Origin of the sequence: Mesorhizobium sp. Root102, from assembly GCF_001425625.1 — a bacterium.
Taxonomy (GTDB): Bacteria; Pseudomonadota; Alphaproteobacteria; order Rhizobiales; family Rhizobiaceae; genus Mesorhizobium.
In genome coordinates, this window is sequence record NZ_LMCP01000034.1 from 200,727 (window position 1) to 214,162 (window position 13,436).

General features: G+C 63.3%; 14 protein-coding genes. 6 read left to right on the forward strand and 8 right to left on the reverse strand.

The genetic code is table 11. The features are described 5' to 3' along the window. The first annotated feature begins 183 nt into the window (after positions 1-183). Together ASD12_RS23140 and ASD12_RS23145 are read left to right on the forward strand one after the other, a co-directional pair. Positions 184-1,089, forward strand: a complete 906-nt coding sequence (locus tag ASD12_RS23140) for a S1C family serine protease (protein WP_056591614.1) — start codon at positions 184-186, stop codon at positions 1,087-1,089. Between the two features lie 16 nt (positions 1,090-1,105). Next, complete coding sequence (locus tag ASD12_RS23145; protein WP_056591616.1) at positions 1,106-2,080, forward strand: LysR family transcriptional regulator; 975 nt, start codon at positions 1,106-1,108, stop codon at positions 2,078-2,080. A 16-nt stretch (positions 2,081-2,096) separates the two neighbouring features. Here the strand turns inward: ASD12_RS23145 and ASD12_RS23150 are convergent, their stop codons facing one another. Both ASD12_RS23150 and ASD12_RS23155 read right to left on the reverse strand, forming a co-directional pair. Continuing rightward, positions 2,097-2,825, reverse strand: a complete 729-nt coding sequence (locus ASD12_RS23150) for an SDR family oxidoreductase (protein ID WP_056591619.1) — start codon at positions 2,823-2,825, stop codon at positions 2,097-2,099. A 130-nt stretch (positions 2,826-2,955) separates the two neighbouring features. Beyond that, positions 2,956-3,417 (reverse strand): MarR family winged helix-turn-helix transcriptional regulator, encoded by a 462-nt coding sequence (locus tag ASD12_RS23155; RefSeq protein ID WP_056591622.1) that lies wholly within the window; start codon positions 3,415-3,417, stop codon positions 2,956-2,958. A 65-nt stretch (positions 3,418-3,482) separates the two neighbouring features. Between ASD12_RS23155 and ASD12_RS23160 the strand changes: the two genes are divergently transcribed. Continuing rightward, the gene (locus ASD12_RS23160; RefSeq protein WP_056591625.1) at positions 3,483-3,953 is read left to right on the forward strand and encodes a cupin domain-containing protein; all 471 of its coding nucleotides are present in this window, start codon (positions 3,483-3,485) and stop codon (positions 3,951-3,953) included. Between the two features lie 21 nt (positions 3,954-3,974). Here the strand turns inward: ASD12_RS23160 and ASD12_RS23165 are convergent, their stop codons facing one another. After that, entirely contained in the window at positions 3,975-4,367 is a 393-nt protein-coding gene (locus ASD12_RS23165; RefSeq protein WP_244482949.1) for a hypothetical protein, read from the reverse strand. Between the two features lie 254 nt (positions 4,368-4,621). Between ASD12_RS23165 and ASD12_RS23175 the strand changes: the two genes are divergently transcribed. Beyond that, positions 4,622-5,221, forward strand: coding sequence for a YdeI/OmpD-associated family protein (locus tag ASD12_RS23175; RefSeq protein ID WP_056591629.1), 600 nt, complete (start codon positions 4,622-4,624; stop codon positions 5,219-5,221). 5 nt (positions 5,222-5,226) lie between these two features. Here ASD12_RS23175 and ASD12_RS23180 read toward each other — a convergent pair whose 3' ends face one another. Together ASD12_RS23180 and ASD12_RS23185 are read right to left on the reverse strand one after the other, a co-directional pair. Beyond that, entirely contained in the window at positions 5,227-5,856 is a 630-nt protein-coding gene (locus tag ASD12_RS23180; RefSeq protein WP_056591632.1) for a glutathione S-transferase family protein, read from the reverse strand. 249 nt (positions 5,857-6,105) lie between these two features. Further along, a complete protein-coding gene (locus ASD12_RS23185; protein WP_056592187.1) occupies positions 6,106-6,417 on the reverse strand; it encodes a hypothetical protein in 312 nt (103 codons plus the stop codon). A gap of 405 nt (positions 6,418-6,822) precedes the next feature. Here ASD12_RS23185 and ASD12_RS23190 point away from each other — a divergent pair, with 405 nt between their 5' ends. Together ASD12_RS23190 and ASD12_RS23195 are read left to right on the forward strand one after the other, a co-directional pair. Further along, on the forward strand, positions 6,823-8,445 hold the full coding sequence (locus tag ASD12_RS23190; protein WP_056591635.1) for an ABC-F family ATP-binding cassette domain-containing protein: 1,623 nt from the start codon (positions 6,823-6,825) through the stop codon (positions 8,443-8,445). 118 nt (positions 8,446-8,563) lie between these two features. Then, on the forward strand, positions 8,564-8,917 hold the full coding sequence (locus tag ASD12_RS23195) for a hypothetical protein (RefSeq protein ID WP_056592190.1): 354 nt from the start codon (positions 8,564-8,566) through the stop codon (positions 8,915-8,917). 63 nt (positions 8,918-8,980) lie between these two features. On the opposite strand, the gene ASD12_RS23200 is transcribed toward ASD12_RS23195, so the two are convergent. From ASD12_RS23200 to ASD12_RS23210, 3 genes are all read right to left on the reverse strand, one after another. Then, positions 8,981-9,634 carry a glutathione S-transferase family protein gene (locus ASD12_RS23200; protein WP_056591639.1) on the reverse strand — a complete coding sequence of 218 codons (654 nt, stop codon included), beginning with the start codon at positions 9,632-9,634 and terminating at the stop codon, positions 8,981-8,983. 138 nt (positions 9,635-9,772) lie between these two features. Continuing rightward, on the reverse strand, positions 9,773-10,321 hold the full coding sequence (locus ASD12_RS23205) for a hypothetical protein (protein ID WP_348271732.1): 549 nt from the start codon (positions 10,319-10,321) through the stop codon (positions 9,773-9,775). A gap of 395 nt (positions 10,322-10,716) precedes the next feature. Next, positions 10,717-13,320 carry an EAL domain-containing protein gene (locus ASD12_RS23210; protein ID WP_200953720.1) on the reverse strand — a complete coding sequence of 868 codons (2,604 nt, stop codon included), beginning with the start codon at positions 13,318-13,320 and terminating at the stop codon, positions 10,717-10,719. Between the last annotated feature and the right edge of the window lie 116 nt (positions 13,321-13,436).

The window sequence follows — 13,436 nt, forward strand, 5'->3', positions numbered from 1 at the left end:
TAAAGCTAGGGTTGCGGATGGGGAAGTTCAACTTGCGTTGAACTATTGTTTTATGCCGCCGCTGCACGGACCTTCTACTGCGTAGGGGATGAGGTCAGCACCCACCCCCCTTGCACCATCTCGCATGCGGCATACGTATAAGAGACATCGCCTCGCCAGAGCATTGCATCGCAGGACAAACGCATGACCATCAATCCCAATCCGCGCTCGGTCGTTGCCGTGCGGGCCACTGTTCCGGAAGATGCCTTTACGGCCGGGGCGCTCGGCACGCTCAGGGAAGGCAGCGGCGTCGTCATTCGCACTGACGGGCTGGTGCTGACCATCGGCTATCTCATCACCGAAGCGGAAGAGGTCTGGCTGACCAGCCATGATGGCCGCGTCATCCCCGCGCACGCGCTTGCCTATGACCAGGAATCGGGCTTCGGCCTGGTGCAGGCGCTGGCGCCGCTCGGCCTGCCGGCGGTGGCGCTGGGCGATGCCGGCAAGGCCAGGATCGGCGACGCCGTGGTGCTGGCCGACGGCATCGGCCAATCCGTGCAGGCCAGGATCGTCACCAAGCAGGAATTCGCCGGCTACTGGGAGTATCTGCTCGACGAGGCGATCTTCATTGCGCCGGCACACCCGTCCTGGGGCGGCGCCGGGCTGTTCGGCGCCGACGGCTCGCTGCTCGGCATCGGTTCGCTGCGCCTGCAGATGAGTCGCAACGGCGAAGTCGCCGATATCAACATGGTGGTGCCGATCGATCTGTTGCCGCCCATTCTCGATGATCTCCTGACACGCGGCCAGGTGGCCAAGCCGCCGCGCCCATGGCTCGGCGCCTTGTCGGCCGAAAGCGACGGCAAGGTGGTGGTAATGAGCGTGACCGAAGGCGGCCCGGCGGCCAAGGCCGGCCTGCGCCAGGGCGACATAATTTCCGACATCCGCGACGGCGCGGTCGATGGGCTGGCCGATTTCTATCGCAAGCTGTGGGAGAGCGGCTCGGCGGGTGCCGAGATCCCGATGCGGGTGCTGCGCGACGGCCGCGAAACATGGCTGCGCGTCAAATCGGCTGACCGCGGCAGCTTTCTGAAAAAGCCGCAGTTGCAGTAGGCTCGTCAGCCACGCGATGCATCCCAGACTGCTCAAGACCTTCCTGGCGGTGACGCGGAGCCGCAACATCACGCGTGCCGCCGAGGCGGTTCATCTCGCGCAATCGAGCGTCAGCGACCAGATCCAGGCCCTCGAAGCCGAGCTTGGCGCGACCCTGTTCACGCGCACGAAGTCCGGCCTCGAGCTGACGCCGGCAGGGCTGGCGCTGAAGCCGATAGCCGAAGACCTGTTGCGGCTCGATGGCGAGGCGCGCGCGGCCGTGCAGGCGGCGGCAGGTTCGACAAGCGGGCAGGTGACCATCGGCGCGCTGGAGACGATCGCGTCCGCCCGGCTGGCGCCTTGGCTGCCTGGGTTCCAGGCCGGCCATCCGGACATCACCGTGCGGATGAAGGTGGCGGGCAGCGGCGCGCTGCTGCGCCAGCTGGAGGATGGTGAGATCGATGTCGCGTTCTGCTTCGAGCGCCGCGATGTGGGCAAGAACGCCGCCGATGAACGCTTCGCCAGGCGCATGATAGCGGCCGAACTGCTGGTGCTGGTCGAAGCTCCGGGGCAGGGCAGCGCAGAGCATGGCCTGGCCACCCTTGCCACAATGCGCTTCGTGGCAACGGAGCCCGGATGCATCTACCGGCATATGTTCGACACCGCCTTTGCCGAGGTGGGCGTCGTTGCGCCGAAACTTGCCGCCGAAGTCGGCAGCATCGGCGCCATTGCGCGGCTGGTGGCGGCCGGCGCGGGGCTCGGCCTCGTTCCACGCCTTGCCGTCACGGACGCGATCGCGCGTGGCGACATCGTCGAAATGCCGTGGCCCGGCAGGCTGCGGACGGCGCCGCTCGCGATGATCTGGCGACGCCGACGCGTCCAGCCGCCGGCGCTCAAGCAATTGCTCACTGCCGCGCGCGACACGCTGGTGCCGGTCCCGCCGCTCGCCAGGGCTGGTTCAGGACCTGAATCGGCGAACCGCTCCAAGGCCTTGTTTGCAAACAACTCCTGACGGAGGCAACGGCGACCTAGACCAGCCGGTGCCCGCCCTCGACATGCAGCGTCGTTCCCGTGGTAAAGCCATTGCCGATCAGGAAGGCGATGGCATCGGCGATGTCGTCGGGTTGGCCGATCCGCCCGACCGGCAGCCGCCCGGCCATCGCGGCCAGCGTCTCGTCCTTGCGATCGCCGGCAACCTGGGCCCAGATCGTGGTGTCGACCCAGCCGGGTGACACGGCATTGACGCGGATCGGGGCGAGTTCCACGGCAAGCGCCCGCACCAGCCCTTCGAGCGCGGCATTGACTGATGCAACGACGGAGCCGCGCGCCGCCGGCCGGTAGGCGGCAATGCCGGAAACGAAGGTCATCGAACCGGTCCCTGCCAGCCGCGGTGCGCCGTGCTTGGCGAGCAGCAGCGGCCCATACAGCTTGCTCTCAACCACCTTTTGGGCCGCCTTCAGGTCAAGCTCCGGCAACAGCCGGTAGGCGCCTTCGATGTCGGCGGCGGTGCTGACGATGTGGTCGAGCCCGCCAATCCGCGCGAAAAGTGCGGCGACCTCATCCTCCCGGGTGACGTCGACGGCCGCCACCTCCAGGCAGACGGAATTGCCCAGCGCCGCGCGCGCCAGTTGCAGCCGGTCCTCGCCGCGCCCGGCGATGATCACCTTGGCGCCGGCCTCGACGCAGCGCCTGGTCAGCGCCAGACCCATGCCGGAACCGCCGCCGACGATCAGGATTTTCTGGTTCGAGATGCTCATATCCGCTCTGCCTTTGCTTGGATGGACAAGGGCATGGATTGGCAGTTCTGCGCGGCAGAAGGAAACGGAAGAAACTGATAGTGCCATCGGAAGGGCCGATGGAGCAGGGCGGGCGAGCGCCGTCTCTGGCTCAGCGCACCAGCGGACTTTCCCAGACGACAAACAGCAAAGCTTTCAGCTGGGCAAAGCGCTCCGGCCCAAGTTCGATGCGCCACTCCTCCTCGATGTCGCGCAGGATATCGACCATTTTCCAGAAGGCGGCATGGCCGCGTTCTGTGGACCGCACCACGCGCGCACTGCCGTCGCCGGGAATGTCGGAGCGGACGAGATAGCCGTAACCTTCGAGACTGCTGAGCAACTGGTTGATGGCCTGTTTGCTCATGCCGGCACGCTCGGCGATGGTGCCGGGCCGCGCGCCGTCCGGTCCGGGAAACTGCAACACCGCCATATGCGGCAGGCGCAATTCGTCGAAACCGGCGGCGTTGAGCTCCTTGATCAGCCGCCGCTGGATCGCTTGTGCCGGCACGCGCAGCAGGGCGCCGATCAGCAGGTTCTCGGTCTTGGTCTGCAGAATTTCCATCGAGGTGGCCATTGACGATCCGGTAAATTGAGTTTACTGATAGCTAGTAAATGTAATTTACCGGAGAGGTTTGCGCAATGTCAGTCCCGAATCTTCGGGTCAATCCAGCCGACGAGACCATCGGCGACAAAGGGCTGTCGATTCGTTTCCTTGTGACGGGCGACAGTTCGAACGGCAGCATCGCCGCCTTTGAGTTGAAGGTTGCCAGCGGACTGCGCCTGCTGGCGCCGGCGCACAGCCATGATCACTACGAAGAGACGATCTACGGCATTGACGGGGTGCTGACCTGGACCGTCGACGGCAAGCCGATCGAGGTCGGACCAGGAGAGGCGCTGTGCATTCCGCGTGGCGCAGTCCATCGCTTCGACAACAATGGCAGCATGGATGCGAAGGCGCTGTGCGTCGTCACACCGGCGGCGATCGGCCCGGACTATTTCCGCGAGATATTCGCCATGTTCCACGCCGCCGGCGGTCCGCCGGACAAGGCCAAGATGATGGACATCATGCGCCGCCACGGGCTGACGCCGGCAGCGCCGCCACCAAGCTGAAGTCGGTCGAAGAGGCGCTGGTCACTCGCCGCAAGCGGTGAAGGTGGTGCCCGGGTTCCAGTCCTTGAAGGCGATGGTCTGGCCTTCGACCGAGACGGTCTTGTGCTTCGTGCTGCCGTCCGGCTGCTTTTCGCTGCTGGTGCCTTTGCCGGTCAGCGCATTGTACTCGCAGGCGCTTTCGGCATTCTCCTCCATATAGTCATAATGGTCATAGGCAAAGCCGGCGGCGATGAAGGCATCGTTGCGCCAGGCGATGGTCAGCGTCATGTCGGTCCGTTCGCTGCCGATCCGCATCGCCGGCTGGTAGAGTTTGATCGAGCGGTTGGGCAGCATCGTCAGTTCCGGCTCGGTGTCGGAGTTCTCGTTGCCCGGGCGGTCGTAGTTGTTCCATTCGCCGAGGATCTGCCCGTGCACGATTTCAACGGGCTTGAGGTAATTGTGCTCCTATTCCGAGATTTTCTACAGCGGGGCCGGGAGAAAAATGTTCGGGTCGAGGGACAGAGGGGAGCGCGAAGGAACGCCGTACGCGCCCGACAAGTTTGCTGCCGGAAACTGACAGCGACTCGTGCCATTCTGGTCGATGACGATGGGCATGATGCCGGAGGCAGGATGACAGTGAAAACAGAGGACATGATGGCGCGAGCGACACCGAACAGGCAGGCCAACTGATGGCGCCGGTCAAAGTCGATCCCGAGAAGGTCCGCGAGTTCCCGGATGCCGCCAGCTTCCACGCCTGGCTCGGCAAGCACCACGCCACGGAAAGCGAAGTGTGGATCAAGGTGCACAAGGTGGGGTCGGGACTGAAGTCGATCACGCCCAAGGAAGCCATCGACGTGGTGTTGTGCTTCGGCTGGATCGATGCGGTGCGCAAGGGGCTGGACGAGAAGAGTTTCCTGCAGCGCTACACGCCGCGCGGCAGGAAGAGTATCTGGAGCCTGATCAACATCGACAATGTCTCGCGGCTGGTCGAGGAGGGCCGCATGACCGAACATGGGCTGAAACAGGTCGAGGCGGCCAAGGCCGACGGACGCTGGGCGCGCGCCTATGGCAGCGGCAAGGAGATGAAAATCCCCGATGATTTGCAAGCGGCCATCGACGCCGAGCCGGCAGCGAAGGCGATGCTGGCAAAGCTCAGCGCGCAGAACCGCTTCGCGCTCGCCTTCCGCACCCACAACATGAAGACCGAGGCAGGGCGCAAGAAGAAGATCGAGACTTTTGTGGCGATGCTGAAGCGCGGCGAGACGATCCATCCGCAGGGCAGGAAGTAAGCCCCTCAGGCGCCCGAGTGCGGATCGATGCTGTAGGGGTGCACGGGATAGCCGGGACCGATGGCATCGCGCACGCGGTGGATCCACGCCATGAGTGCCGGGCAATCCGTCAGTGAGAAGCCACAATCCTCGGCGCGATGGCTGTAGGCATAGACGGCGATGTCCGCGATCGTGATGTCGTTTCCAACGAGAAACGGGGTGTCGCCAAGGCTGCGGTTGAGTGCGGCGAGGGTGCGGACTCCAGCTTCGCGTTTGCCCGCAACCATGCCCTGGTTGCGCTCGAGCCGTCCGGTCAAGGTCCAGAAGCGCAGCGAGCCGATGACCGGCTCGACATTGTATTGTTCGAAGAACAGCCACTGCATGATTTTGGCGCACCGATAGCGGTCCGCCGGCAGAAAGGGCGTTCCTTCAGCAAGGTAGGTGAGGATCGCATTGGATTCGGCGATGGCGCTGCCGTCTTCGAGCTGAAGCACGGGAACCGCACCGGCCGGGTTGAGAGCAAGGAAGGCGTCGGTGCGGCTCTCGCCCTCGAAAATCGAGACGAGACGACTGTCATGGGAGATGTCGAGCAGCCCCAGGAGGACCCGGACTTTCCAGCCATTTTGCGATGGCAAATAGTCGTGGAGCGTGAGCATGGCTTCTCCTTCTGCGGCGAGGGGCTAGCGTTTCGCATGCGGCCCCGCCACCCGCCACCCGATTCCTGCGTCAGTGCGAAGACCGAAGCCGGCCGCAAGTTTTGAATCGTCGAACCGCTGTAAGCGTTTGTTTTACGCAGGTCCTGGAACTGCGTGGCCAAGAAAAAAACCGCCCTCGCTTTCGAGTGGCGGCCTTTTCCCGGGAGGATATCAAGAGAGAGTCAGAGCCAGACGGTTGACGGCTGTTGTTCACTGGTTCAGATCGACCGGTGTCACTCCAAGAAGCTTCAGGGCGTTGGCGAAGGTCCTGATACCTTGTGCCTGCTTGCGCTCGGCACAAAGCCGGTTTGCCTTGTCCTGGAGCGCGGTTGCCTCGGCGATCTCCCTGGCATCGGCTCCGGGTTCGGCTTTCGCTTGAATGACCCCGTCGAGTTGAAGACCGAGCCGGCTGCAATATTCGCTTCGGGTAACCGCCGCTTCCGCACCCGATTGCGCGACCGCAAGCATGGCGAGCGAAATGCCTGTCAGGGCAGCCATCCATCCGGTCGAACGTCGTTGCATGTTTGCGGACCATCTCTTTGCGTTGTGCCGCAGCGCTTCGGCCACCGCGGGGATGGTTATGACAGGCGATGTTTTCGCCAGTTTTTCCGGAGTGTTGAATCTTGTTTCTGGAGTGTGTCTGGCGGTGAAGCTGCCAATCTCCCACGTTGTGGGGGAGATGCCCGGCAGGGCAGAGGGGGGCGCCAAGGATCACCAAGTTCGTTGGTATCGCGACAGTTGCAAATGCTTCGGCCTAGATCGATGGATTGAGACGCCAGCGGGACAGCGCCCCCCTCTGGCCTACCGGCATCTCCCCACGAGGGGGAGATCGGCTGTATGCGGCGCTTGCGCCTCTTCCTTTGCAGCCATCCTTCGCGTAAGGCGCCGGGCAAATCCTTTCATCGCAGGCTCAGCCCCGGAAACCGCATGATCAGACTTGAAAGCATCAGCAAGCAGAACGGCCGTCAGCTTGTCTTCATCGAAGCGTCGGCGGCCCTGCAGAAGGGCGAGAAGGTCGGCCTTGTCGGGCCGAACGGCGCCGGCAAGACGACGCTGTTTCGCATGATCACAGGCCAGGAGCAGCCCGACGAGGGTCAGGTGCAGGTCGATCGTGGCGTCACCATCGGCTATTTCAGCCAGGATGTCGGCGACATGGAAGGCCACAGCGCTGTCGCCGAAGTGATGAACGGCGCCGGTCCGGTCTCCGAAGTCGCGGCTGAAATGGCAGCACTCGAGGCGGCCATGGCCGATCCCGATCAGGCCGACCAGATGGATGAGATCATCGAAAAATATGGCGAGGCGCAGCACCGCTTCGAGGAGCTCGACGGCTACGCGCTCGATGGCCGTGCGCGGGAAGTGCTCGATGGCCTGGGTTTCAGCCAGGAGATGATGGACGGCGATGTCGGCAAGCTCTCCGGCGGCTGGAAGATGCGCGTGGCGCTGGCGCGCATCCTTTTGATGCGCCCCGACGCCATGCTGCTCGACGAGCCGAGCAACCATCTCGACCTGGAAAGCCTGATCTGGCTAGAATCCTTCCTGAAGGATTATGACGGCGCGCTCTTGATGACCTCGCATGACCGCGAGTTCATGAACCGCATCGTCAACAAGGTGGTCGAGATCGATGGCGGTTCGCTGACCGCCTATTCGGGAAACTACGAATTCTACCAGCAGCAGCGGGCTATCGCCGACAAGCAGCAGCAGGCGCAGTTCGAGCGCCAGCAGGCGATGCTGGCCAAGGAGATCGCCTTCATCGAGCGCTTCAAGGCGCGCGCCTCGCATGCCGCCCAGGTGCAGAGCCGGGTGAAGAAGCTGGACAAGATCGACCGCGTCGAGCCGCCCAAGCGCCGACAGACCGTTTCCTTCGACTTCCAACCGGCGCCGCGCTGCGGCGAGGATGTCGTCACGCTGAAGAACGTCCACAAGGGTTACGGCAGCCGCTCCATCTATGAGGGGCTCGACTTCCAGGTCCGCCGCCGCGAGCGCTGGTGCATCATGGGCGTCAATGGCGCCGGCAAGTCGACGCTCTTGAAGCTGGTCGCCGGCGCTTCCGATCCCGACACCGGCACGGTCGCGCGCGGGCCCAGCGTGAAGATGGGCTACTTCGCCCAGCACGCCATGGAAGTGCTGGAAGGCGAGCGCACCGTGTTCCAGACGCTGGAAGATGCATTCCCCCAGGCTGGCCAGGCGCCGCTCAGGGCACTTGCCGGCTGCTTCGGCTTTTCCGGCGAAGAGATCGAGAAGAAGTGCCGCGTGCTGTCAGGCGGCGAGAAGGCGCGGCTGGTGATGGCGCTGATGCTGTTCGACCCGCCCAATCTGCTGGTGCTGGACGAGCCGACCAACCATCTCGACATCGCCACCAAGGAGATGCTGATCACCGCACTCTCGCAGTATGAAGGCACCATGCTGTTCGTCTCGCACGATCGGCATTTTCTGGCAGCCCTTTCCAACCGCGTGCTGGAGTTGACGCCCGAAGGCATCCACACCTATGGCGGCGGCTATACGGAATATGTCGAGCGCACCGGGCAGGAAGCGCCGGGGTTGAGGAGCTAGGGACACGGCGGCTATCGACCCACGACGTTCATACGGTCGGTGTCCAGGCCTAGGAGCGATCTGCTTGTGGGAAGAAGAGTTCTGTGTACTCTCCACCATGCTTAGGAAAGGCTTCGGGATGAGAATTGCCATGTCCGTCGCATTGGCCGCGACAGTTGCCGGATGCGCGACCTCTCCGGTCGACTATGGAGCGTCGCTTTCGCAGCAGGACCAGAAATGGGCGTCGCCGCAATGCCAGCAAGCCCGGGCGGCGGCTTCGGACTACGACGCTCGCGAAAAGCAGCACCCGGGTTGGGCATTCGTCGCGCTTGGCCCGTACGGGTTGGGGATCCTGGCGGCCGTCAAGGAGCACGAGCAGAAGCAACGAAAATTGGTCGCGCGCGAGGTGCACCTGCAATGCTCGAGCCTTCCGCTGCCGAAGGAACTGCAGGGCGACTTGAACCCTGCGAGCGAAAATCAGAAATATCCATAGTTGCGACTGCCTCCTTCGCGATCAAGCGGAGGCGCCGGCGAAGGGCTCTGAGAAAGGCCCGCATCAGCCGGCCGGTTGGCTGCCGGCGTTAACCGCCAATTGCGCGTCAAAGGCACGCTTGTAGGCGGGCCGCGCTTCGCCGCGAGCGACATAGGCGGAGAGGTTCGGATAGTCGTCCAGAATACCCGACGCTCTCAGCCTGAGCAGCACCGACACCATCATCAGGTCGCCGGCGCTGAAGGCCCCATCGAGCCAGTCGGCATCGCCAAGGCGACGGGAAAGTTGGCCCAGCCGGTTACGGACGCGATCCTGAACGAGAGGCATGCGTTGCGCGGACCAGGACTTGTCGGCCTCATGGATCCTGGCGGTTGCGAGCTCAAGGATCGACGGCTCCACCGTGCTGAGCGCGGCGAACATCCATGTGATCGCACGCGCCCGGGCATTCGCATCGTCTGGCAACAGGCCGGTATGGTGCCCCGCGATATGGAACACGATCGCCCCCGTCTCGAACAAGCCGAGATCGCCTTCTTCGTAGGTCGGAATCTGCCCGAAAGGATGAAGTGCCAGATGTGCGGGTTCCTTCATCGCCCTGAACGAAACAAGACGAACCTCGTAGGATTGGCCCACTTCTTCCAGCGCCCAGCGAACGCGCGTGTCACGCGCCAGTCCCTTGCCGCCGTCGGGCGACCGTTCAAAGGCTGTGATGGTGGGGATCATTGGAAGGCTCCGGGGTTGTCTGGTGTCCAGTTCTTGCGTTTGCATCCAAAGGACGAACGACCGGCAACATTCCCGACACCTATCTCATTTTTTGGCGATTGGATTCGCGGTTTGGACTGGCTGAGTGCATCCTCGGTGCTAGCGCAGCAGGCCTTCCGCCTCGAATGTGTCCCAGCCTTCCAGCTTTGGCCGTGGAGCGTCATCCTTGCGCGAATTGCGGGTAATGCGAACCTTGCCTTCCCGCTTTCCTGCTCGCGTCAGAGCGGCCTTGCCGGCCCCGCGCCGTCTGTTCTCAGTGACTTCCCGCGCATCCTCTTCTCTCCAGCCTGTCGCCAGGTCACGATCGAGAATGTCCTCGATGTGCCGTGGATCGAAGACATGGAAGGTTACGGCCTTGGAGCGCCCGCGCATCTTCACGGTGCGCGTGCCGACGCTTTTCAGGCGGCCATCCTTGAGCCACTTGTGACGCTCGCGGGAGGAGATCGCGAGAATGTCCTCTGCCTCTCGCGGAAGCACGGCCAGCGCTTCAATCCCGTCCAGTGTCCGAGAGATGGTTGCCGACGCGGCCTGGAACGCATCCGCATCGGTTTGCACCATGCGCAAAACGAAGCGGCCCGTCTCAGCCTTGGCAAACTTCCTCACCGCCCATGGCAGGCGGGCTCGAACTTCACGCTCGATCCCTTTCAAGCGCAAGGCGGAGCCAAGCGTCGCCGATGGCGGTAGTGGCCATTCGGCAACCAATGACGGGGTAGCTGTGCTCATGCCTCGCCCGAACCTGCCGTTAGGGACACCCGAACCTGCCGTTAGGGACAATTGCCGCGACGATGCCGCTCAGGATATTCCAAAAGGAACCGCGCTGCTTGTCCGCCATATACCATTTCGCTCATCAAGGGCCTCGTGAAACGATGGATCCCACAACGGAAATCAGGCTTGAAGGGTTCCTTTAGCACGGGGATCGCGAAGAGGGACGATTCCGTCGCCAGATTCGTCCATTCTCGGTTCACGGAGCCATCGCGACGCTGCCTTTGCTGCTTCGTCCTAGTCAGGGCAGCGTCATCGGCAACGACATCGGGTAGGGGCCATCACCCCGCGGCCAGCCATTTGCGCGACTGGGCGAAAGCCTTGAAGGCCTTGGCCTCCATCGGGCGACCAAAAAAATAGCCTTGCAGGATATCGCAGCCGAGCTCTTTCAGGATGCGCGCATGCTCCATCGTCTCAACGCCTTCGGCAACCACTTCGATACCGAGCGATTTGCCGATCTCGATGATCGACGCAACCAGTTGCCGCTGCGCCACCGAGCCGGTGATGGGCGTGATCAGTTGGCGGTCGATCTTGAGGCGGCGCGGCCGCAGCTTCAGCAGCGAGACGATCGAGGCATGGCCGGTGCCGAAATCGTCGATCTCGATGTCGATGCCGAGATCCTTGATGTGCTCGATGTTCCAGGTGACCAGATCGTCGTTCTCGTCGAGGAAGATGGACTCCACCAGTTCGAACGACACGGTTCCCGGCTTGATGTCGAGCTTGCGCAGGCCCTCGATCAAGTCCTTGTCCTCCAGGCGCCTGGCCGAGACGTTGACCGACACGCGCGGGATGTTGAGGTGGCTGCGCGACCAGCGCTCGAGATTCTCCAGCGCGTGTTCGAGGACGATGCGGTCGATCAGCGCCACGACATTGAGTTCTTCGGCCACCTTCAGATAGGCGTCGGGGGCCAGGATGCCGCGTCGCGGATGCTTCCAGCGCGACAACGCCTCGACGCCGACGATCTCGAGCGTCCTGGCATCGAACTGCGGCTGGTAGTAGGCGGTGAATTCGTGCCGCTCCAACCCGCCCAGGATCTCGTCGGCGGTCTGCTTGGTCCGAACGATCTCGCTCTGCAGCTCTTCGTTGAAGAACTCGTAGCGGTTGCGGCCGCGGCTTTTCGCCCGGTAAAGCGCGAGATCGGCGTTGACGAGCAGTTGCCTGGCATCGACGCCGCTGTTGGCGGCAATGCCGATGCTCACTCCGAACCGGCACGGATGGCCGCGATAGTCGACAGGCTGGCGCATCGCCTCGATGATGCGGTCGGCCAGCGCCGCGAGCTGTTCGTCGTCACGCCCATGGCTCACCACGACGAACTCGTCGCCGCCGATGCGCGCAACGAAATCGGCTGCGTCCGCATTGGCCTTGATGACATTCGAGGCATGCATCAGCATGGCATCGCCGGCGGCGTGGCCGAGCGTGTCGTTGATTTGCTTGAAGCGGTCGAGGTCGAGATGCAGCAGCGCCGTATGGCGGTCCGGTTCGCTGTTTTCGGCCAGCAGCTCGTCAAGATAGCGGCGGTTTGGCAGGCCGGTCAGAGAATCGTGCAGCGCCGCATACTCAATATGCGCCTTGGCAAGCTTCAGCTCGGCATTCTTCGATTCCGTCAATTGGCGCTCGCGCACAAGGGTCTCGTTGAGCAGCACGTCGCTGGTCACGTCCCATTCGGCGCCGATCAGCTTTGGCGTGCCGTCGATATCCTGGAAGAAGCTGGCGCGCGTGCGCACATGGCGGACCGTGCCGTCGGGGCGCAGGAGCCGGTATTGTGAGGAGTAGAGGCCTTTTTTCGCGGTGGCCAGATCGAAGTCCCGCAGCGCCCGACCGATGTCGTCGGGATGGATCGTCTTCGCCCAGTCATCATAACCGCGCGGCTTGCCGTCGGCTGGCTTGCCGTAGATTTCGTTGACGCGGTCATCCCACAGCATTTTGTTGGTGGCGAGGTCGTGTTCCCATACGCCGATGCCCGAGGCTTCCAGCGCCAGCTCCAGGCGGCCGGACAGGCGTCTGAGCTCGGCATAGTGTTTCTGCCTTTCACCGAACAGCCGCCCGGCAACGAGGATCGGCAGCACCACCAGCGCGCCGGCGAGCGTCATGAGCGCCCTCAGCAGCCACTCATTCTTCGGAGCGGCTGGCCAGCCGCCCTTGGGTATGGCCGAAATCCGCCAGGAGCCTGAAGGCAGCTGCACATCGGCGGACACGGGGTTGCCGGCCACGACATTGTCGCCGCCGAAGAAGCGTTCGCCGCCGCCGCCCAGCGCATCCGCGCCGGTGAGCGCGACATCGATGTCGAGATCGGGGTTGGTCAGCCCGCTCGCCGCGTAGAGCCTGTCGACATCGACCACCGCCGAGACGATGCCCCAGAAGCGGTTGCCGCCGCGCGCCGTCGGCACGAAGACCGGAATGCGCCCGATGAAGCCGCGACCGCCTTGAGTCAGATTGACCGGCCCGGCAAACACCAGCACGTGCAGGTCGCGCGCCCGAAGCGCTGCCTTGCGTTGGGCCTCGTTCTTGCGATAGTCGAGCCCGATCGCCTTCTCGTTGCCTTGCATCGGGTACATCAGCGAGATGACGAGGTCGGGCGCGCCGGCGATGTTGCGCAATTGCGATTTCTGCTTCAACAGATTGCCCGCGAGTGAGGCAAATCTCTGCTGGCCCATATAGGGCTCCGTGACGATGGTCGAGACGAGGCCCTGAACAAGCTGGAGATTTCCGCCTATGTTGCCTTCGAGCTTGGCGCGGATGATGTTGACCTTGGCCAGCACATCGGCGCGCGCCAGTTGATCCGAGACCCTACTGTTCTGCTGGTCGGCAAAGACGGCGCAGGCCAAAAGCACGACAAAAGCAATCGCCGCCGGCAAGTTGGCGGACGAAAAAACCGCCTGTCTCAAGCGGCCGAGACTGAGTTCCGTCGTAACCAATTCGACCCAAATACCTCTCTTGAACAACAGCCCACCGGTCGAATCTAGTAGCAAACGCTTAAATTTACCCTTCCAGGCTGGCGGGA